The 20,689-nt window shown below is 48.2% G+C and carries 17 protein-coding genes; 14 read left to right on the forward strand and 3 right to left on the reverse strand.

Annotated elements, in window-relative coordinates:
* Positions 1-15: 15 nt before the first annotated feature.
* Positions 16-546 carry an Lcl C-terminal domain-containing protein gene (locus IDZ20_RS04475; RefSeq protein ID WP_188150212.1) on the forward strand — a complete coding sequence of 177 codons (531 nt, stop codon included), beginning with the start codon at positions 16-18 and terminating at the stop codon, positions 544-546.
* An 88-nt stretch (positions 547-634) separates the two neighbouring features.
* On the forward strand, positions 635-841 hold the full coding sequence (locus tag IDZ20_RS04480; protein WP_188150213.1) for a cold-shock protein: 207 nt from the start codon (positions 635-637) through the stop codon (positions 839-841).
* Positions 842-965: 124 nt separating this feature from the next.
* Here the strand turns inward: IDZ20_RS04480 and IDZ20_RS04485 are convergent, their stop codons facing one another.
* Positions 966-1,397: a DUF4124 domain-containing protein gene (locus IDZ20_RS04485; protein WP_188150214.1), complete on the reverse strand. Its 432-nt coding sequence runs from the start codon at positions 1,395-1,397 to the stop codon at positions 966-968.
* A gap of 247 nt (positions 1,398-1,644) precedes the next feature.
* Entirely contained in the window at positions 1,645-3,093 is a 1,449-nt protein-coding gene (locus IDZ20_RS04490; RefSeq protein WP_245792102.1) for a glycosyltransferase family protein, read from the reverse strand.
* Positions 3,094-3,386: 293 nt separating this feature from the next.
* Here IDZ20_RS04490 and IDZ20_RS04495 point away from each other — a divergent pair, with 293 nt between their 5' ends.
* A complete protein-coding gene (locus IDZ20_RS04495) occupies positions 3,387-4,802 on the forward strand; it encodes a methyltransferase family protein (RefSeq protein ID WP_245792104.1) in 1,416 nt (471 codons plus the stop codon).
* 407 nt (positions 4,803-5,209) lie between these two features.
* Here IDZ20_RS04495 and IDZ20_RS04500 read toward each other — a convergent pair whose 3' ends face one another.
* Positions 5,210-5,929 carry an OmpA family protein gene (locus tag IDZ20_RS04500; RefSeq protein ID WP_188150215.1) on the reverse strand — a complete coding sequence of 240 codons (720 nt, stop codon included), beginning with the start codon at positions 5,927-5,929 and terminating at the stop codon, positions 5,210-5,212.
* A gap of 388 nt (positions 5,930-6,317) precedes the next feature.
* Here IDZ20_RS04500 and murJ point away from each other — a divergent pair, with 388 nt between their 5' ends.
* The 11 genes from murJ (at position 6,318) to IDZ20_RS04555 (ending at position 20,666) form a co-directional block, all read left to right on the forward strand.
* Positions 6,318-7,853, forward strand: a complete 1,536-nt coding sequence (murJ, locus tag IDZ20_RS04505; RefSeq protein WP_425443414.1) for a murein biosynthesis integral membrane protein MurJ — start codon at positions 6,318-6,320, stop codon at positions 7,851-7,853.
* 58 nt (positions 7,854-7,911) lie between these two features.
* Complete coding sequence (ribF, locus tag IDZ20_RS04510) at positions 7,912-8,892, forward strand: bifunctional riboflavin kinase/FAD synthetase (RefSeq protein ID WP_188150216.1); 981 nt, start codon at positions 7,912-7,914, stop codon at positions 8,890-8,892.
* A gap of 69 nt (positions 8,893-8,961) precedes the next feature.
* Positions 8,962-11,754, forward strand: coding sequence for an isoleucine--tRNA ligase (ileS, locus tag IDZ20_RS04515; protein WP_188150217.1), 2,793 nt, complete (start codon positions 8,962-8,964; stop codon positions 11,752-11,754).
* Entirely contained in the window at positions 11,747-12,277 is a 531-nt protein-coding gene (lspA, locus tag IDZ20_RS04520; protein ID WP_188150218.1) for a signal peptidase II, read from the forward strand. Before ileS ends, lspA begins: the two co-directional genes overlap by 8 nt.
* A complete protein-coding gene (locus IDZ20_RS04525; protein ID WP_188150219.1) occupies positions 12,270-12,722 on the forward strand; it encodes an FKBP-type peptidyl-prolyl cis-trans isomerase in 453 nt (150 codons plus the stop codon). Before lspA ends, IDZ20_RS04525 begins: the two co-directional genes overlap by 8 nt.
* A gap of 61 nt (positions 12,723-12,783) precedes the next feature.
* The gene (gene ispH / locus IDZ20_RS04530; RefSeq protein WP_188150220.1) at positions 12,784-13,719 is read left to right on the forward strand and encodes a 4-hydroxy-3-methylbut-2-enyl diphosphate reductase; all 936 of its coding nucleotides are present in this window, start codon (positions 12,784-12,786) and stop codon (positions 13,717-13,719) included.
* Between the two features lie 324 nt (positions 13,720-14,043).
* On the forward strand, positions 14,044-14,601 hold the full coding sequence (locus IDZ20_RS04535) for a GspH/FimT family pseudopilin (protein ID WP_188150221.1): 558 nt from the start codon (positions 14,044-14,046) through the stop codon (positions 14,599-14,601).
* Positions 14,592-15,131, forward strand: a complete 540-nt coding sequence (gene pilV, locus IDZ20_RS04540) for a type IV pilus modification protein PilV (protein WP_188150222.1) — start codon at positions 14,592-14,594, stop codon at positions 15,129-15,131. The genes IDZ20_RS04535 and pilV overlap by 10 nt, the downstream gene beginning before the upstream one ends.
* A 10-nt stretch (positions 15,132-15,141) precedes the next feature.
* Entirely contained in the window at positions 15,142-16,197 is a 1,056-nt protein-coding gene (locus IDZ20_RS04545) for a PilW family protein (RefSeq protein ID WP_188150223.1), read from the forward strand.
* A gap of 95 nt (positions 16,198-16,292) precedes the next feature.
* Positions 16,293-16,934: a pilus assembly PilX family protein gene (locus IDZ20_RS04550; protein WP_188150224.1), complete on the forward strand. Its 642-nt coding sequence runs from the start codon at positions 16,293-16,295 to the stop codon at positions 16,932-16,934.
* Between the two features lie 51 nt (positions 16,935-16,985).
* Positions 16,986-20,666 carry a pilus assembly protein gene (locus tag IDZ20_RS04555; RefSeq protein WP_188150225.1) on the forward strand — a complete coding sequence of 1,227 codons (3,681 nt, stop codon included), beginning with the start codon at positions 16,986-16,988 and terminating at the stop codon, positions 20,664-20,666.
* Positions 20,667-20,689 lie beyond the last annotated feature (23 nt).

The raw sequence follows: 20,689 nt of genomic DNA on the forward strand, positions 1-20,689 counted from the left end.
TTAGGAATAGTGACGATGTCTACTAAATCAAATAGTCTTGTTCTTTTACTGCTAAGTTTGCTATCCGGCTTTGCGCTTGCCGAACAAAACTGCCAAACTGACACTATTGCCGCGAGTACACCGCTCGAACGCTTCAAACAAAGCGAAGATGGTACTGTTGTTGACGCTGATACTGGGTTAATGTGGCGGGAATGTTTAGAGGGTGTAACTGGGGCTAGTTGCGACGAAGGCGAGCCTGTGGCACTAACTTGGGCCGGAGCGCTTACTTATGTGCCAACATTAAATGCTAATGGTGGCTTCGCAGGGTATAGTGATTGGCGTTTGCCCAATATTCGCGAGCTAAGTACGTTAGTGGAATTGCAGTGTTCTAACCCAGCGATGAATGTTGTTGTATTTGAGAATGCGCCGTCGACCCATGTTTGGGCGTCGTCGCCCTATCATTTTTATACGCACTACTCTTGGTATGTTGACTTTTCGAACGGTGCAGCGACCTATGATGAGCGAATAGTATCGAAAACCTTGCGCTTGGTTCGAGATATAAAATAGAAATTATGTAAAAATTCCCAAAACTTAACCCGTAATGGTGATGGCGGGTTAAGTTAACTAAAATTCACCGCATAAAGAAGAAAGCATTATGAGTAAAGGTATAGTTAAGTGGTTTAACGCCGATAAAGGTTTTGGTTTTATTACTCCAGAAGACGGAAGTAAAGACTTGTTTGTTCATCACTCTGAAATTCAGGCTGGTGGTGGATATGCGACACTAAATGACGGTCAAGCGGTTGAGTTTGAAGTTGGCCAAGGTCAAAAAGGCCCGTGCGCTAATAAAGTTACACCTATATAAGCTTGGCACGGTAATACAGGCCCGTTTTTGACGGGCTTGTATTTCTTTAATTTCGGATTTTTTTGCCTCAGAGTCTTAAGTTAGGCGCCTTCAAGTTACTTTTTGTATTAGTAGCGCTTGTCGGCTATGGGGATGCAGATTTGAAGCAGTTGACTCGCGCGGCAGTATTTGACTGGTAAGTGTCGCGACATTCGCTGCGTGTCATTACCTTTGCTGGCTTGGCTGTCGGTGTTGGTGGGGCTATATTGCTAAGATCTGGCGCCTGACGTATTTGGGCGGGTACACCTTCACCAGCTTTATCGTTTCGGAAAACGCTCTGTTTATACGCGTCTACTTTCTTTTTCTTCTCCGCTAACTCCGCATCCGTAAGTCCTTGCTTAGGCGCCTCTTTAAGCGGTACTAACTCGCTTTTAATTTTTGTATTGGTTGGCGGTGTGTCACTAAAATGTACTTTGCCGTCTTCATCAATCCACTTAACCATGTCCGCCTGAGTGGCTGGCACTGTAAGCGACATTGTGCTGACAAGCGTGATTAAAAAGATCCAAAAACGACTCATAGCATCACTCTCTTTCTACGGTTTTGTATCGGTCTGAATTTGGTTTGATTTAGATGACTGCTTTCTGCTCAAAACATGAACGGCTCGCGCGGCTTACGCAAGTCATTATCTACTGAAAGGCGAGTGATAAAGATAAGTGGTTTACAACCTCCTTATCGATACTTATCACTTCCTACTATTTTTACACCCTCAGGCCGAATCTAGCCGCTAAAAATTGGCGTCTAGTCTTCGTCTTTTGTTGGTAATCTTATACGTTTTCCTTTTCCTTTTCCTTTTCATTTACCAGTGTCTTTGTCGCCATTACGGGCTCCCCGTTAAGCTCGCTACTGTTGTTTGGTGGTCTGATACTTCCATTGGTCTGTGCAATTCTGGCGATTGGGTTAAAGCGGCGCGACGTCCCAGCAAGGAATAGGAGTTGAGCAACCACGAATAGTTCAAGTGGCTTTCTGTAGCGTCCTTCATTCACCGCTAGTGGCATAAAGCCTTGAATGATAAACCATCCGGCAAATATCCCAGGTAGCAGCCAGTGATGTGAGCGTACTAAGGGTCTGTCCTTAATCGCAAATAAGCTGGTGCAAACAACCGCAAGCAGAAGCAGTGGTAGCCAGATCCAGCGCATTTGATAGTTAAGGTACCCGACTACGTAATCAGGATTCGAGTCTGGCCAAGAGGGATCAAACATCAGCATTATGAGGTTTTCGCTGGTAATCCAAAGGTAGTTGCGAAACGATAGCTGGTTCTTCTCGAAGTTACGTTCCCATTCTTCGGCGCCTTTATCTACGTCAATATCAACCATCACTTTACCTGTTCGCGCGGTGTGCCAGTCGCTAAAGGGGGCAAAGGGGCGGCTGCCGGTTGCCGGCGATCCATAGCCGTAATACCAAACGGCGCCTTGGCGCTCGTATTTGATTTTCAGCTCTTTCTTGCCGGACTTGGAATAGATCATATTCATTTGACCTATTCCGTGGGGGGCCAAAATGTTCATTTTGTCGTAGGCGCGGTAGGTTAAGGGGCCGAGTACAATACCTAGGATCAGAATGGAATAGAGCGCTTTACTGATTTTGTTGGGTTGCGCTATCCAGAGCCAAGTGGCCGCTACGGCCGCCATCGGGATGCAGACGCCGCGAGTTAGACCCGCTAGCACCCAAATAAAGACCATTAATAAAAATGCATTGAGCGATTGCTTGCGGTGACAGCGCCAAGTGGCCCATAAGGCGGCGCCTAACAGCGGCATCATCAGCGTTTCTTGCATAAAGTAAGCGTATATCCCAAGCCAAGAGGGTACCCAGCTGACAATAGCCCAGCCCAGCAGTGCGATATCTTTGGACGGTTGCAGTTCGCGAAAAAAGCGATACCACAACCAAGGCATTGAGATGGAAAGTAAAAAGGTATAAAAAGCGGCTAGGTGACCGTTGCCAAAAGTGAGCTTAGCAAGAGCGCCAATGTAAATCTGATAGAGCACTGGGTCCGTCATCGACATGGGGTCGTCGCGAAGCACATCGATACCCTGCTCCCAGTGGCGCTGTGGATCGCTCCAGATATGGCTCATTGGATTGTGATCGACGAGATACAGTGCTCTGTAAAGGCTTCCAAAGATAATCAGCGTATAGATTACGCCAATAATAATTGAGCGTGGGTCAATGCTAGAGCTTGATTTAGTTGGTGGCGCAGGCGAATGGTTAGGGGTGTCGGTCACTTTGTCGGTACCTATTTATTATCGTTATAAAGGTTGTGGTCGTTCGAATGCAGTCGGTTATCGGTATGCGATTATTGCCGGAATGAGCATTCCTTAATCAAGTCGCCGATTATAGACGCCCCGCGAGTAGAGTACAAAAGGAGACGTTAGTGTTTTTTTGTGAGCTGGGGGCCTACTCCGTGTACAGCCAAGGAGACAAGTGCCCACTAGATTGGTAGTATTGGCGGCTTGTCCAGCCTCAGTGGCGACAAAAACACAATAATAAAGAAATACTATCTGTCGGGGCCACCGCTATGAGTAAGACCGCAATGCCGAATTCTTCGGTAGATTCTTTTGCCAGCACCAAAGAAAACTCTTGGGTAACAGACCGGGCTTGGGTCTGTGGTGTCATTGGCGCATTAACACTTTTGTTGCTGGCCTATTGGTATAACCGAGCGGATCTACTTAATACCGGCGTCAGTATTTTCGGCGTACAGCTTACTGATAATCGTCTGGACTCGATTCTAGCCGCCGTGTTTATGTCATCCTTGGCGATGTTGGTCGCCGAGTTCGTACGCCTTTGGCTACGCGACAAAAGCAACTTTTTTGTGGTTGATCCACTGTTAACTAGCAAGCAATACGGTGTGTTTTTAACCCGTGCAGTTTCCAACTACTTATTGTTTTTGTTGGCTCTTTGGCTCGTGGTGGTGTTTTTCCACACAGCGGGAGAGTACGGCTTTCGGCGTCAGGAGCCCTTCTATCGAGGCTGGTTTCGGTTTCTAGATTTAGCGCTAACGGCTTATATCTGGGCAGGTTTGCCCTATGTGCTGATTACCCGCGCAGTTAAGTACAACCCTGATGCCGATCAGCGCGATACCTCGTCCTTGCTATCCAAATTAATGCTATATCCTGTCGGTCGCCTAAGCGGTATCTCGGCATTGCGTCCAGACTTCACTGAATATGATAAAAAGATAGCGCGAGCACTCTTGGTGAAGATGTTTTTTACCCCGTTGATGACAGTCTTTTTTGTTGATCAATTTCCGCATTTAGTGGCGAATGTGGGCTATCTCCTTGATACCTTACCGCAAAATATTCTCAAAGATGTATACACTCACCGAGCCTTCAACCGCGATTTCTTTAATATTTCCGTCGCGCTAATTTTCTCTATTGACGTAGCTCTCGCTTGGTGTGGGTATGTCGTTTCCTCCCGTTGGGTCGATAACCAAACCATTTCTGCTGAGCCCAGCATGCTAGGTTGGATGGTGACGATTATTTGTTACCCGCCGTTTCAAATGGTTCTTGGCCTTTACTATGCATCGCCAGGTGAGCGCGAAGTGCTGCGTTTTGCCAACCAGTACGCCGTGTCTATTTTTACCATCATGATGGTAAGTAGTTACGTTGTGTATATGTCGGCTACGCTGTGGTTTGGGGTTCGCTTTTCCAATCTGACTAATCGCGGCATTATTCGCAAAGGGCCGTTCGCGCTTATTCGTCATCCCGCCTACGCATCGAAGAACTTTGCTTGGTGGTGTGTGATGTTTCCTGCCATCATTTATAACGCCTCGCATACCGGTATAGAGTTGGCGTTGATGCAGACGCTGGGTCTGGTACTAACCACGTGGATCTACTACATGCGTGCGATTACCGAAGAACGCCATCTCAGCGCAGACCCCCAATATTTAGAATACTGTAAACAAGTTAAATATCGCTTTATCCCAGGGGTGATTTAACGAGCTGATATTTGTACTGCCGTGGCTGTTAGGTAGTGGGGAACTAGAAACGGCTAGTTGCGTGTGGTTGTGGGGGGATTACATCCTTGTAAAGGGCTCAATTCCTCCATGCCTGAGCCTCCCTAAATACTCTTGAATAGAGTCGTGCGGAGCTAATCTCAACCACCGCCTCCTCGGTGGTGTTGGGTAGCGGTTAAAAAAGGGGACATCCTTGTCCCTAAGGGCTACGGTTAAAGTATTCTTGGGTCTATTGGTGTTAGTGGCTAGTCTCCGTGACTAAGCTGGCAATCTGCTTAACTAGTGTCTGTGTCTTTACCTGCGATACCTTTCGGGTTAACGACTTTTGCTGTCAACCGCTTCTTGCTTTTAATAACTTCGTTTTAAACCCGCGCTTTATTAATACAGGCTTAGTCGCTTGTTGCTACGGCTTGTTGGTCGGTATTGGCAAAGACCTCTATCCGTACGCGCCGCTCAAGGGCATAGCCTTCAATATCGCCTTGGCTCGCCACTGATTTGTTTGCGCCGTGAGCAAAGTGCTCAATCCGCTCTGCGGCTACCCCACGTTCTTGCAGCGCGTTGACGACATTCAATGCTCGCTCGTTCGACAGCACATTATTGTATTCATCGGTACCCCGCGGATCGGCATAGCCGTCTAGACGCACCTGTAGCTTTTGATTGTCGGATAGGTACTGTGCGAGTGCGTCCATTCTTTGTAGGTCTTGCTGCGTAAGTTCATCGTCTCCGGTCATAAACAGTACTTGGAAGGCGAGGGGGGCGAGTGTCGCCTTCTCCAGTTGACTAATTTTTTCTTCCTGAACGGTGTAGCTATGGGCCGCGGCGTTTTCAACGGTGGCGAGCGCTGCTTGAGTTTCCATTAAATTGTCCTCGACTAGATCTAGCTTTTTACTTTTTTCCGTGAAGTAAACGGAGGTGAGTGCGCCAACAACCATGCCTACTGGGCCACCGGCGATAAAGCCCGCAACCGAGGCGCCGGTGAAAAAGGTGGCACCGGTAATTTCGGTTTTTGTCTTGTTGGATAAAAGTGGTTTTGCGTTGGCTTGGCTGCAGGTTACGGCAAGGCTGATTGAGGTTGCGATGGCTATGAGGGTGCGTTTGCGGTTATTCATAATGTGTTCTCCTATTGAGTTAAAATCACCGCCGTTGGTTGTAGCCCTCTGTGCGGTGTTGCTGTTTTGCGTAAATCGCTGTGTCGCTATGGGTGGTTGGCTCGATTTGCTTGGCTGCTTTCCACGGTTGTTATTTAGCGCTTAAAAGTAGGCAGGGATATGCGCAGGTTAGGGCGAGTTGGCGATGAAAAGAGGCAAATTGTGGCAATCACAGATAATTGCGCCGGCTCGTTATTCGCTATAGAGTTGCGCAGCCAGCCATAGCGGGAGTGAACCTCAGGGGATCGCGTGGTTAAATCTCGGTTTGCTAGGAAAAGGGCCACAATTGAACAACGAATCTGAACAGCAAGGGTCGGCGACGGCAGCATCGGGTAAAAAACGCGGTATTCTGCAGTCGAGCCTTATCGTAAGCAGTATGACCATGCTGTCGCGAGTGATGGGGCTAGCGCGCGATGTGTTGTTTGCCCGATATCTAGGTGCAGAGGCGTCGGCGGATGCGTTTTATATCGCCTTTAAAATCCCCAACTTTCTGCGGCGATTATTTGCGGAAGGCGCTTTCGCCCAAGCCTTTGTTCCCGTGTTGTCGGAATATCGCGCGCGCGGAAGTCACGCAGCAGTGCGGCAGTTTGTCGACGCCATTGCTGGTAGTTTAGGTTCTGCGCTTATCGTTATTACCTTATTGGTCGTGGTGGCGGCACCATTGGTGACCGCTATATTCGGCATGGGTTTTTTTCTCAACAACCCAGAAAAATTCGAGCTTACGACTAGCTTGCTGCGCATAACCTTTCCCTACTTACTGCTAATATCCTTAACCGGCTTTGCTGGCGCGATATTAAATAGTTACGACCGTTTTGCCGTTCCCGCTTTTACGCCAGTATTGTTGAATGCCGTGCTGATTATTGCAGCCGTTGTGGTTTCTCCGATGCTCGAAACACCTGTTTATGCGCTCGCTTGGGGTGTTGTGGTGGCGGGTGTCATACAGCTGTTGTTTCAGCTGCCGTTTTTGATGCGGCTGGGTTTGCTGCCGCACCCGCGTGTGGACTGGGGCGATGAATCCGTACGTAAGGTGTTAAAACTTATGGCGCCGGCCATGTTTGGCGTGTCGGTCGGTCAAATTAACCTTTTATTGGATACGATTTTGGCCTCGTTTCTACCGGACGGCAGCATAACTTGGTTGTACTTCTCCGACCGTCTTACCGAACTTCCATTGGGCGTATTCGGTATTGGTATCGCTACTGTGGTTTTGCCGACCTTGGCCCGTCAGCATATAGATGATGTGACCCAATTTAGTAAAACCTTGGATTGGGCGTTGAGGATGATTCTGTTAATCGGTTTGCCTGCAGCTTTGGCTCTGGCTGTATTGGCAGAACCAATTTTGTTCGCGCTATTCCAGTACGATAATTATCGCCCAGAGGACGTTCGCATGTCTTCTTACAGCTTACGGGCCTACGCGATTGGTTTGACGGCGTTCATGTTGATAAAAGTATTGGCTAGTGGGTTCTTCTCACGGCAAGATACTCGAACGCCGGTTAGGGTGGGCGTTATCGCGATGGTTGCGAATATGGTGCTAAACCTGCTGTTCGTTGTGCCGCTACATTACCTTTGGGGTATAGGTCACGCGGGGTTAGCGCTAGCCACTTCGGCATCGGCGTTTTTAAATGCCGGCTTATTGTTTCATTTGCTCCGTAAACAGAAGGCGTACTGCCCGCAAAGCGGGTGGGGGCGGTTTGCCCTGCGCTCGCTATTTGCGAATTGCATGATGGTAGCGGTGCTATTGGTTGGCTTGACTTGGGCCAGCGATATGGTAACTGTGGCTTGGCATACGCGAATAGCGGAGGTTTTAGGCCTCTGCGGGGCTGGAATGGCAATTTATCTTACTTGCTTATGGGTATCTGGGCTGCGGCTGGCTGATTTAAAGGCTTAAGCTGCGCTATAATCCCCGCCTTTCGCGAATAGTCCGCCCATACAACCGAGCCGTAATTTTGACTGAAGTTCTAAGCCCAGCAGCGCAACCTGAGTTTATCCATGGCTTGGCTAGTCTCCAATCACGCCACTATGGTTGTGTGGCGACAATTGGCTCGTTTGACGGCGTACATCTAGGCCATCAAAAAGTGTTAGCGCACCTGCGACAACAAGCCGAGCAGCTCGGTCTGCCGTCGCTGGTGATGGTATTTGAGCCTCAGCCCTACGAATACTTTTCCCGTGAGGCGGCACCAGCGCGATTAATGCGGTTGAGAGAAAAGGTGGAAGCGTTGTTTGCTCAGGGTATCGATCGCGTCTTGTGCTTGAAATTCAACCAGCAATTGCGCACCCTCTCGGCCGAGGATTACATCGAAAAGGTGTTAGTCGACGGGTTGGGGGTGAAATATCTTGTCGTCGGTGACGATTTTCGTTTCGGTTGTGACCGCAGTGGTGATTTTTCGCTACTGCAGAAAGCGGGGGAGCTTCATGGCTTTGCCGTGTGCGATACGCAAACAGAGCAAGATAATGGCGAGCGCATTAGCAGTACACGTATTCGCAGCTTGCTGGAGCAGGACGACTTTGCAAGTGCCGCGCGCTTGCTCGGTCGAGATTATCAGGTTTTGGGTCGGGTTATACACGGCCGCAAACTTGGTCGCAGTATTGGCTTCCCAACGGCAAATATCGGCTTGGGCCGTTATCGCGCGGTGGTGCAAGGGGTTTACGCGGTTACAGTTCGCATCGAAGGAGCAGCTGATCAACTCGATGCCGTTGCCAACGTTGGTGTGCGGCCGACAATAGTGGGTGGCCAAAAGCCGTTACTGGAAGTGCACCTATTAGATCGCACAATCGACCTCTATAGTCGCTGTATTCGTGTGAAGTTCAAACATAAAATAAGGCGCGAATTGCGCTTTAGTGATGTTGCTGAATTACAGCAGCAAATAGCGCTGGATGTTAGCGCGGCAAAAGCTTGGTTTGCGACGGCCGATATTCCTAAAGGTTAGGCAAACACAAAACCCGTTGCGGTTAAACGTAGCGATAATTAATACCTCTAACGACATACCAAAAAGCACATGACTGATTACAAAGCAACCTTAAACCTGCCCAACACTAGTTTTGCGATGAAAGCCAATTTGGCGCAGCGTGAGCCCGAGATGCTTAAGCGCTGGCAGAAGCAAGATTTGTATCAGCAAATTCGCAGTGCGCGAGCGGGGTGCGAGAAGTTTATTTTGCACGACGGCCCCCCCTACGCTAATGGCGATATTCATATAGGTCACGCGGTAAATAAAATTTTGAAAGACATCATTATTAAGGCGAAAACCTTAAGTGGTTTTGATGCGCCCTATGTGCCGGGTTGGGATTGTCACGGCTTGCCTATTGAACATAATGTAGAGAAGAAAATTGGCAAGGCTGGGGTTAAAGTTGATTACGCGACGTTTCGCAAAAAATGTCGAGACTACGCCGCGCGTCAGGTAGACGGTCAAAAGAAAGATTTTATTCGCTTAGGTGTGTTGGGTGAATGGGATAATCCCTATTTGACCATGGATTTTAAAACCGAAGCCGACATTGTTCGTGCGCTCGGAAAAATTGTCGATAACGGCCACCTGCATCGCGGTTTTAAGCCCGTGTATTGGAGTGTTGTCGGTGGTTCAGCATTGGCCGAGGCCGAAGTTGAATACCAAGACAAAACGTCATTTTCTATCGACGTAAAATTCCCCGTGGTCGACAGCCAAGATTTTTCTAAAAGAGTTGCGGTGCTTGGGGGCGAAGGCCAAGTCAGTGTTGTTATTTGGACGACAACACCTTGGACACTGCCGTCGAACCAAGCGGTAAGCCTGCATGCAGAGCTGGATTACATTGTTGTGCAAGCCGGTGCTGAGCGTCTTGTGATTGCCGAAGCCTTGTTGGAATCGGTTAGTCAGCGGGCAGGCCTTGGCGAGGTAACAATTGTCGGGCGCTGTAAAGGTGTCGATTTAGAGCAACTTCAGTTGCAGCATCCATTCTACGCTCGGCAAGTTCCGGTTATTCTCGGCGATCACGTTACCACTGAGGCTGGTACTGGTTGCGTTCATACCGCACCAGACCATGGCGCCGATGACTTTGTAGTGGGCGCCAAGTACGGAATTGGTACGCTTAATTACGTTGACGAGAATGGTATTTACCGCAGTGACGTAGAGATATTTTCCGGCGAGCATGTTTATAAAGTTGACGAGAAGGTTATTGCCTTACTCGAAGAAAGGCAGGCGCTGCTCCATCAAGAAAAATTTGTACACAGTTTCCCTCACTGTTGGCGGACAAAGACGCCGCTAATTTTTCGTGCAACACCTCAGTGGTTCGTGAGCATGAATAAAAATGGGCTGCTCAGCTCGGTGAAAAAAGCGGTTGACGGGGTTAAGTGGATTCCAGATTGGGGCGAGGCGAGAATTCGTTCAATGTTGGATTCCAGCCCAGACTGGTGTATTTCTCGGCAGCGTACTTGGGGTGTCCCGATTGCGTTGTTTGTTCATAAAGAAACGCAAGATATTCATCCAAATACAGCCGAGTTAGTCGAGAAGGTTGCCAAGCTAATTGAAGTGTCGGGAATCGAGGCGTGGTTCGATTTAGATCCCGCCGAGCTTTTAGGTAACGATGCCGAAAACTATACGAAAGTGACTGATACTTTAGATGTGTGGTTCGACTCTGGTGTGACTCACTTTTCTGTTATGCAGCAGCGAAGTGAGTTGGGCTATCCCGCCGATCTTTATTTGGAAGGTTCTGATCAGCATCGCGGTTGGTTTCAATCATCGTTAAAGACGGCGATGGCGATTAATAATACCGCCCCCTACAAGCAAGTATTGACCCACGGTTTTGTGGTGGACTCCGACGGGCGCAAAATGTCGAAGTCGATTGGCAATACCGTGTCACCGCAAAAAGTGATGAATGATCTCGGTGGTGATGTACTGCGCCTATGGGTAGCGGCTACTGACTTTAGCGGTGATATGAATGTTTCCGATGAAATTCTAAAGCGCACCGCTGATTCCTATCGACGTATCCGCAATACCACGCGCTACTTATTGTCGAACTTAAACGGTTTTGAACCTAGCGAACACTCGGTTGCTTTTAACGATATGGTTGCCCTTGATCGCTGGGCGCTCGATAGAACCGCGCAACTGCAAGAAGAAATATTGAAATGCTACGACAGCTATCAATTCCATTTGATTTATCAAAAAATTCATAATTTTTGTGTGGTCGATTTGGGCGGGTTTTACCTCGATATTATTAAAGATCGGGTTTATACCATGCCGGAAAATAGCTCCGCTAGACGTTCGGCTCAGACCGCTCAATACCATATTGCGCAAGCGTTTGTGCGCTGGATTGCACCCATCTTGTCGTTCACTGCCGACGAAATTTGGCAGGCCATTCCCGGCGAGAAATCCGGCCCAGTGTTTACCTCTGAGTGGTATTCGCTACCGCGTTTGGCGGCTGACGAGGCTATGCCAAATAGTTACTGGCAATTTGTTGCGAAGGCCAAAACTGCGGTGAACAAGGTGATTGAAGCGAAGCGTGGCGCGGGTGAAATTGGTGGCTCACTTGCGGCTAATATTACCCTGCACTGTAGTGATGAGGTGTACGCTAAATTGTCAGCGCTGGCCAACGAACTGCGTTTCGTTTTGATCTGTTCAACGGTAACCCTAGTTAAAGGCGCTGGCGGTGATGCTACTGATGTCGACGGTTTAGCTGTGTCAGTAGAAAAATCTGGCGCGGCTAAGTGCGTGCGCTGCTGGCATCACCGTGAAGATGTTGGCAGCCATGCCGAGCACGAAGAAATTTGTGGCCGCTGCGTCGAAAATATAACGGGCACAGGGGAGCAGCGTGAGTTTGCTTAAGTCATTTAAAGTTAGTGAGTTGCCGTGGCGTTGGTATGCGCTTGCATTGTTTGCGATTGTGCTCGATCAATTAACCAAGCTGTGGGTGAGTGCCGAGTTGGCGCTTTACGATCGTGAAATTGTGACATCTTTTTTTCAAATTACCTTGCGTCACAACTATGGTGCAGCCTTTAGCTTTTTACACGATGCCGGCGGATGGCAGCGCTGGTTTCTTGGTGTGTTGGCTGCAGGTGTAAGTGTTTTGTTGGCTGTTTGGATAGCTAAATTAAAAAAGGCCCAGTGGTTAGAAGCTCTAGCGCTGGCGTTGATTTTGGGCGGTGCCGTTGGCAACTTGGTTGATAGAGTGGTTTACGGTTATGTTGTTGATTTTATTTTGTTTCATTACCAGCAGCATGAATTCCCCGCGTTTAATATTGCCGATAGCGCGATTAGTTGTGGCGCCGCGCTGTTAATTTGGGATGCGATCTTTACCAAGAAAAAGCAAGATAACGAAGCTGTTACACAGGGCGAACCGAATGAATAAAGAGCTGACTATAGGGTTGGATACCCAAGTCGAATTGCATTTTTCTCTTAAGCTCGAAAACGGCAACGTTGTCGATTCTAATTTCGATTCGAGCCCGGCGACCTTTGTGGTTGGCGATGGTAATTTGTTGCCCGGTTTTGAGCGGTCGCTATTTGGTTTGGTGGCAGGTGATAAAGCTGAACGGATTATTTTGCCGGAAAACGCATTCGGCCTTCCCAACGAAAATAATATTCAAGTTGTCGATCGCACCCGCTTTAGTAAAGAGTTTGAGTTGAGTGAGGGGCTGGTTGTCACCTTCGCAGATGCTAGCGGTGGTGAAGTGCCTGGCGTAGTGCGTAGCTTTGATGACGATAAGGTGACGATAGACTTTAATCATCCCTTGTCCGGCAAGACCATTTTGTTTCAGGTTCAAATTCTTAATGTAATGCCTGCAACCAGTCACTAATTAACGCTACCAGCGTTTATAAACTGACTAGCAGTGTTCATAGATTGAAGAGATATGCGGTATGGAAATTAAATTAGCGAACCCTCGTGGCTTTTGTGCTGGGGTTGATCGCGCAATTGATATTGTGAATCGTGCCCTAGATGTTTTTGGTGCGCCCATTTATGTGCGTCATGAGGTCGTCCACAATAAATTTGTTGTGGAATCTCTACGAGAACGCGGTGCAATTTTTGTCGACGAACTCGATGATGTGCCGGACGATGTTATCGTTATTTTTAGTGCCCATGGGGTTTCCCAGGCTGTACGCACCGAGGCTGGGCGCCGAGGTTTAAAAGTGTTTGATGCAACCTGCCCACTGGTTACCAAAGTACATATCGAGGTGGCGAACTACAGCGGTGATGGTCGCGAATGTATTTTGATCGGCCATCAGGGCCACCCAGAAGTGGAAGGCACCATGGGGCAGTACGACACTTCTAATGGCGGTGCGATCTATTTGGTCGAGGATGAAGCCGATGTGGAAAAGCTTGAAGTTAAGGACCCAGATCGACTTTGTTATGTCACTCAAACAACCCTCTCTATGGATGATACTGCGCGGGTTATCGACTGTTTAAGGCAGCGCTTCCCGAACATCGAAGGGCCTCGAAAAGACGATATTTGTTATGCCACGCAAAACCGCCAGGATGCGGTAAAGCAGTTGGCACTAGAGTGTGACCTTGTTCTTGTGGTTGGCTCTCCAAACAGCTCCAACTCGAATCGGTTGCGAGAGCTGGCCGAGCGCTGTGGTGCCAAAGCTTACTTGGTGGACGGGCCTGAAGACCTTGATAAGGCGTGGTTTACCGGTATTAAACATGTCGGCATTACGGCGGGTGCATCAGCTCCTGAGGTTCTGGTGCGAGACGTTATTGCTGGTTTAGAGAGCTTGGGTGCGCTAGCCCCGGTTGAGCTGAGTGGACGCGAAGAAAATATTAGTTTCTCGCTACCGAGAGAATTGCGAATCTAGAGTGTTCGTGATCTAGGTCTCGTTTTTTTGTAGGGTGTTACGCGCCTGCCTTTGTGTAACCCCTTTAATCAATCTGTTAATAATAATGAATTAAATGCCGCTTGAGTATGGGCCTTAAGTTAATAGGGTTAACACTTTAGTACGGGCCTTTGTTTTGCCTCGGTATTCTATCGCTTCTATATGCCGGTTATCCCTATCCGCACGGCATTCTCAATTACTTTTGGTATAACTACATCCATGAAAAATCTTCTGTGCGTGCAAAAGAGAGCCAACGGATCGGTGCTTCAGGCATCCCGCTCACGGTTCTGCCGTTTTAGCCGAGCTATGGCTGGTTTTACTTTAATCGAGTTGATGATCTCAATTGCTATTGTGGCCATTTTACTCGCCATGGCGGTTCCGAGTTTTCAGAGTCTACTGCGCAGCCGCGAGCTGGCTGCCGAGACAGGACGTGTGCGAACGGCTTTATCTTTTGCGCGCAATGAAGCCATTACGCGCAAGCAGCACGTGGTTGTTTGCCCCAGTTCAAATGGCACTAGTTGCGCGGCGAGTAATTCGTGGAGCAGTGGCTGGATGATTTTCGTCGACATCAACGAAAACGGATTGCGCTCGACCACTACATCCGACGGCGAAATAATTTTGCGGGTACAAGGTGTTCCAGAAGGTCAGGTACGTATTACCAGTGGTGTCGAAACCTCACCATCTACGAATGCCAAATATACGGTGCGATATAACGAGTCGGGTAGTAAAGAGCTCGGTGTTACTGAGTTGCGCGTCTGCGCTGGTAATGCACTCGCATCATCGGATACTGAGTTTTCTCGAACAATTGACATAGCCAATTCCGGCAGTGCTCGGATGAAGTGGGGTACGACAACATGTCCTTAATTACGGTTGATGGCTCTGTTGCTCTAGCAGCTAAACGGAAGCTGCCAAGTAGGTTATTACAACGCGGTGCAGCGATGATGGAAGTCGTGGTGTCGCTATTTATTTTAGCGGTGGGTTTGTTGGGGGTCTTGGCGATGCAGGCTCAGGGGCTTAGCAGTAACCAGCGCGCCGTGATGTTATCCGAAGCGGATATGTTAGCCGCGGATATGGGCGACCGTATACTCGCCTACAACGATGCTAGTGAAACTAGTGATGATGACGATTACGACAATATCAATACCTCAACTGGCAGTTATTCAATTCCTGGTTGCGTTGCAAGTCGGTCAGGCTGTACTAAGTCAGATCAGGTTGCTTGGGATGCATTTTATTGGCAGGCACAGCTGGCAAGACGATTACCTAGCGGTTTCGGCAAGGTTGATTATGCCGATGGGGTTTACACCATAACGGTACTTTGGGATCACGATAAAACCGGGACATCCAGTACCAGTTGCGACGCCTTAACTTGTTATACCTATCAATTGAGATTGTAGGATGCGCTCAGTGAAAAACACCATAAACCTAAATTTATCGAAACAGTTCGGCGTCGGCTTGGCCGAGGTCATGATCTCCATTGTGGTTGGCTTGTTTATTCTTGCTGGTGTGTTTCAGCTATACGCAACGTCTAGCCAAAACGCCAGCACTTTAAATGGTGTGCAGGTTATCCAAGAAAATGCGCGCTTTTTGTTTTCTCGTTTAGAAGACGATGTAAAGCAAGCGGGATATGCCGGTTGTTTAAGTTTGGTACGCGGTAATGAAACCTTAACTGACGAAAATCGCCGTATCACCAATTTGATCAAGACTAATGCTGGTGCGGGCCAGTTATACGATTTTACCCGTGTAGTCTCCGGTTCTAATAATGATGGTGCAGGCGCAATCGCCAGCGATTCATTGGTCGTCCGGTATGCGTCGGCAAGGGATCGTTACCCCGTTATTTCTACCTCGCCAGGCGCAGCTCAGTTGGCGATTGACGCGACAGCCGCCGCTACGGTGAAGCAGGACGACGTGGTGATGGCCGGTGATTGCTCTCGTTTAGTTATTTTTAAGGCAAGCGCCGACGGTAGTTCTGGGACTATTACTTATGCCGCAGGAGATACTGATCCAAATGTAAGTATTGATACTCAGCAGGTATTCTTTAGATCCTCGACCCCTGGAGCGCTCGATCAGTTAGGTAAAGGCACTTCACCGTCTTACGTTTATATTGGTGATACCGGAGCCGTCGAATACAAAATTGGTAAGAGTGCCTCTGCCACAGGAAGCCAAGATTGCAGTGCTACTACGCCGCAATTTTGTGCTCTTAAACGTAACGGTGAAGAACTAGTTGATGGGGTAGAGTCTTTTCAAGTTGAGTTTGGTTGGCAGGACCCCACAGATAACAACAAATTGTATTTTTCAGATGCTGCATTTGTCGCGTCGAATAACGCGTGGCATAGCGTTGATCGAGTGCGCGTAACGGCAATATTAAATTCGCTTGAAACGGCACAAAAGAATGATGGTATCGGTTTGCTTAATAAGACCTTCTCAAGGGTGTTTGTTTTGCCAAACCACGTGGCGATTTAGGTTTAGCTCGTGTAAATGTCGGTTTTTGAGTTGTTTGTTGGCGTAATGATATTAGACCTAGGCATAACAGTTGAACCCTTAGTGGAAGGTGGTGCATGAAAAAGTATTCGGATAAGCAGCGTCCAAATGGTGGCAGTTTCACCGGCCGAGAGTCGGGAGCGACTTTGGTTATTGCGTTGATTATATTGTTGGTTATGTCAGTGGTTGGTGTAGCAAATATGCAAAACTCAACCATGCAAGAGCGGATGGCTGCGAACGCTCGACAGAAAACCGTCGCTCGCTATGCCGCTGAATCTGCATTAGGTGCCGCTGAGTCTGTATTACGTGGAATTAAGTCGCCGGAAGCGATCGACACTCGTTTTAATGGCAGCGGTTATTATTCTTTGGTAGCAAGACCTAGTAACGTCGCTGTACCGCTATCGGCAAGTTTGTCTGGTGGGGCTCAGTTTATACCCGATAAGGACTCTACTTGGAGCAATATTACCTCCGTGGAGGTTGATTACGATACGTCCATAGTCGCTAAAAAGCCGCGTTATATTGTTGAGTATATTGGTCGTGATATGACGCAAGGTGCGAATAAGGTGGTAACGGTGATGGACGTTGATAATGACGGCGGTGATACCAAACCTTACCTTTATCGCATTACGGCGATCGGTTGGGGTAAAGACCCGAATATTTATTCAGTGTTGGAAAGTACCTTTCAAACCGGTTATGGCGATGATGTTTTTGTTTACTAAGTCTGGTTATTTAAGAATTTTGGGTGAGAGCTCAACATCAAGGTTAATGTTATGAAACAGTTTAACTCTATGTTAGTGCGGTCTGCCGCGTTAGTTGCTTCTTCTGTGTTCGCGTGTGCTGTAGCGACACAGTCGACGGCGGCGCCTGGAGTTTTAAGTGAGCAGCCTCTTTACTTAGGGGTATCAGTTAAGCCGAATATTCTTGTTTTGGTCGACGACTCACTCAGTATGGGTTATGAAATAATTAAGACGGAAGGGGCGAATCAGGTCTATCCCCGTAGTGCCCCCGTACCTGTGAGTTTCGGGCGGAATGAGTGGGCGTTAGATGCAGAAGGAAACCCGCAAGCGACGTGGGTAGATACTTCGCCCTTTGCCGGTTACACCGGCACCGTCCGCAATTATGAGGGGGATGGCTATGTTTCGTTATTGCCGTCAACTAAGAACGATATTCTTAACTCCTGTGTGGGTTATAACGCGTTGGCATATAACCCAAATCTTACGTATACACCGTGGGTTGGTCGGCCCGATGCCGCCACTTGGTGGTTCGCTAACAGGCGTTATGCTATTTGGAATGATTCAGGGCCAGGGCAAGTTGCAGATGGAGTTTTCCAAGAGGGGGAATGTGGTGAGCCAAGTTATGCGGCAGGGCACGAGCGTTTAGATGAATCTATACTTAGCGCAGCTCTGACAACCCCTACGGGTGCCGACCTACAAAATTACGCTAACTGGGAGGTTTATTACAAATCTCGTATTAATGTTATGAAATCTGTTCTTGGTTCGGTTATATCTCAGAACGATAAAAATGTTGGCCTTGCAACGCTGAATAACAACGCTAATTTACCTGTTGCTGACTTAGCTGTTGGAGATAATAAAAGTACATTAATTGATAAAGTTTATGTTATTCCGCCAGTAGGTAATGCAACCCCGCTTCGAAATGCCTTACAGAATGCTGGTAAGTATTTTGATCAAATTAGCGATAGCAACCCGGACAGCGGGTTTATGCCGGACGAGACACCAAGCCCTATAGCATCCCTTAGTGATGGCGGCTCATGTCAGCAGAATTTTACTATCGTTACTACTGATGGTTACATGAGGGATGATTTCTCACAAGTGGACTATTCAGCATTTGGCCTTTCATACTATGGAGATGGCGACTACCCAGCCCCAGCGGAGGGGGTGAACACCCTCTTGCTGCCAAAGTCGGGCGATATCGATAGTGATCGTTCATCACCTTATGATTCTGCGACGGAGGAAGACGAAAGTCTCCCGTTCGGTGGGAGCCCATTTGCCGATGGCGTTCCAAATACCATTGCTGATGTGGCGATGCTTTATTATGAGAATGATTTGGCTCCAGACCTCCCAAACTTAGTGCCGGTATCAACGACGGGGCTGGCTCCTGATACTAATACCGCACAGCATATGATCACCTATGCGGTTACCTTTGGAGTTAAAGGTAATATTAATCCCGACAATTACGTTTTTGGTACTACCGGCGTTTGGTCTACAACTCCGGCTCCTCAGAATACTATACACACCATAGATGATTTATTTCACGCAACTGTGAATGGTCGCGGGGGCTTTTTCAGTGCCGATGATCCCGTCCAGCTGGAAGAGAGCTTAAGCGCTGCAATGACCGGAATCGATGCGCGGGTCGAGGGCAGCGCTGCGTCGGTGGGGTTCAATTCTACTAGTATTTCTGAGGGCGCTCTACTGTTCCAAGCTTGGTTCTCGTCAGACGGTTGGTATGGTGACCTATTAGCGTATGCCTATACCGATGATGATGGTGATGGTGTTTTAACGCGCAGTAGTACTCCAGCTTGGAGAGCCGGTGAGTTGTTGTTTGCACGCACGGCAGCTGAGCCTCGTTCGATTATTAGCTTTAACAGTGAAGCTAACTCTGGGGCGGGCCAAGGTGTTGTTTTTAATGCAGCTAATATCGGAAACTTTTCTTCTGCACAGGTTGCCGATTTAGACTCGACGGGTGTTGATCGCTCGACCCTAATACAATACCTTCGTGGTGATATAAAAGGTAGTGCGGCAGAGACTGCAGCAGGATTACGTAATCGTAATAATGCGATACTTGGCGATATTGTTCATTCAAGCCCGCACTATGTGGGTAAGCCTAAAGCGAACTACCCGGATGCCTTTGAGGTGACTGATCCAGAAACACAAGCAAGCTTATATTACAGTGCTTATGTTACGAGCAAGAGCAGCCGTACTCCGTTGGTTTATGTGGGCGCTAACGACGGAATGTTACATGTATTTAACGGTAGCAACGGTCAGGAGGTTTTTGCTTACATTCCCGGGATGTTATTTTCAGATGAGCCCGGTAAAGGCTTGCATGCGCTTGCTGATCCAAACTACAGCCATCGCCCCTATATAGATTCTACTCCGACATCCGGTGATATAATTGTTGAGAATAGTGGTGTTAAATCTTGGGCGACCTATTTAGTTGGCGGTTTAGGTGCAGGCGGAAAAGGTGTATATGTTCTCGATGTGACTGATCCCGGGAGCTTAACGAGCGACGCTCAGTTTGCGGCGTTGATTAAGCGCGAATTTACCCATTCAAACTTAGGCTACACGGTGGGTCGCCCTCAAATCGGCAAGCTAAATAATGGCAAGTGGGCGGCAATTTTTGGTAATGGTTACAACAATACGGGGCATGGACAGGCATCATTATTTATTCTTTATTTAGACGTCGATTCGACTGATCCTTCGGTCTATTCCGTAGAGATTGCAACTGGCGTTGGCTCTGTGGCTAGCGCGCCTGTACTGGACATTTTTGGCACGGCAGTGCTGGACGGTGAGGGTAATGCTGTTACTGAGACCAGTTGCGAGTTAGGTGCTAGCGATTGTAATGGTTTGTCGGCGCCGACCATATTAGACCTTAATAGCGATGGGACCATTGATCGTGTGTATGCAGGCGATGTACATGGCAACCTGTGGGCATTTGACCTTAGTAGCGATACGGCCACCGATTGGGACGTTGCTCACGCTTCAGCTGGTTCGGCAGCACCGCTGATTCAGGCATGTCGAGGTACGTGTAGTGCAATTACTCGCCAACCTATAACGACTAAGCCGATCGTCTTCGCTCATGCAAATAAGCGTGCTTATGATACTGATCCTAATTTAATGGTGTTGTTTGGAACAGGTCAATACCTAACTGACGATGATGTGACTACTACCGATCAGCAGTCCTTTTATGGTGTTTGGGATGCTGGCAGTGGCTATGGTGATTTAACACGTTCTAGCTTGACTGCTCGAACGCTACAAAACTCTGAGGATGGCGCTACTCGTAATGTGACTGATACTTCTACGGTTATTTACAAGTCAGTAAGCGATGATGACTCTGATGAAAACTTTGGTTGGTACTTAGATTTCCCCGGCGGAGTGGGTGAGCGGGTAGCGGTAAATCCCGTTATTGCCGGCGATTATGTAATGGTGGTTAGCACGATTCCGGAGACTAGCGACCCTTGTGCAGCGGGTGGACGCGGTTTTCTTACAGCCGTGGATAAATACACCGGCGGTCAGCCTGATGTTAACGTGTTCAATGTTGTTGATGAAAATGGCGATGGCGTAGCTGGCGTTGCGCTGGATAATTTACCCGGTGGCGGTTTGATTATTGATAACAATATTCTCATTCCCGACTCGGAAGGTTTTATTAACGAGTTTGATGTACAGTTCGAAAAAAACAGGCCATCAAGACGAACGTCTTGGTCGGTATTAAAATAATTATAATCAACTCTAGTAGAGAC

This window comes from Teredinibacter waterburyi (genome assembly GCF_001922985.1).
GTDB lineage: Bacteria > Pseudomonadota > Gammaproteobacteria > Pseudomonadales > Cellvibrionaceae > Teredinibacter > Teredinibacter waterburyi.

What these genes read in the sequence shown, in the direction of transcription:
- IDZ20_RS04475 (WP_188150212.1), top strand. Translation starts at nt 16, where the DNA reads ATGTCTACTAAATCAAATAGTCTTGTTCTTTTACTGCTAAGTTTGCTA.
- IDZ20_RS04480 (WP_188150213.1), top strand. Translation starts at nt 635, where the DNA reads ATGAGTAAAGGTATAGTTAAGTGGTTTAACGCCGATAAAGGTTTTGGT.
- IDZ20_RS04485 (WP_188150214.1), bottom strand. Translation starts at nt 1,397, where the DNA reads ATGAGTCGTTTTTGGATCTTTTTAATCACGCTTGTCAGCACAATGTCG.
- IDZ20_RS04495 (WP_245792104.1), top strand. Translation starts at nt 3,387, where the DNA reads ATGAGTAAGACCGCAATGCCGAATTCTTCGGTAGATTCTTTTGCCAGC.
- IDZ20_RS04500 (WP_188150215.1), bottom strand. Translation starts at nt 5,929, where the DNA reads ATGAATAACCGCAAACGCACCCTCATAGCCATCGCAACCTCAATCAGC.
- ileS (WP_188150217.1), top strand. Translation starts at nt 8,962, where the DNA reads ATGACTGATTACAAAGCAACCTTAAACCTGCCCAACACTAGTTTTGCG.
- IDZ20_RS04525 (WP_188150219.1), top strand. Translation starts at nt 12,270, where the DNA reads ATGAATAAAGAGCTGACTATAGGGTTGGATACCCAAGTCGAATTGCAT.
- ispH (WP_188150220.1), top strand. Translation starts at nt 12,784, where the DNA reads ATGGAAATTAAATTAGCGAACCCTCGTGGCTTTTGTGCTGGGGTTGAT.
- IDZ20_RS04535 (WP_188150221.1), top strand. Translation starts at nt 14,044, where the DNA reads ATGGCTGGTTTTACTTTAATCGAGTTGATGATCTCAATTGCTATTGTG.
- pilV (WP_188150222.1), top strand. Translation starts at nt 14,592, where the DNA reads ATGTCCTTAATTACGGTTGATGGCTCTGTTGCTCTAGCAGCTAAACGG.
- IDZ20_RS04550 (WP_188150224.1), top strand. Translation starts at nt 16,293, where the DNA reads ATGAAAAAGTATTCGGATAAGCAGCGTCCAAATGGTGGCAGTTTCACC.
- IDZ20_RS04555 (WP_188150225.1), top strand. Translation starts at nt 16,986, where the DNA reads ATGAAACAGTTTAACTCTATGTTAGTGCGGTCTGCCGCGTTAGTTGCT.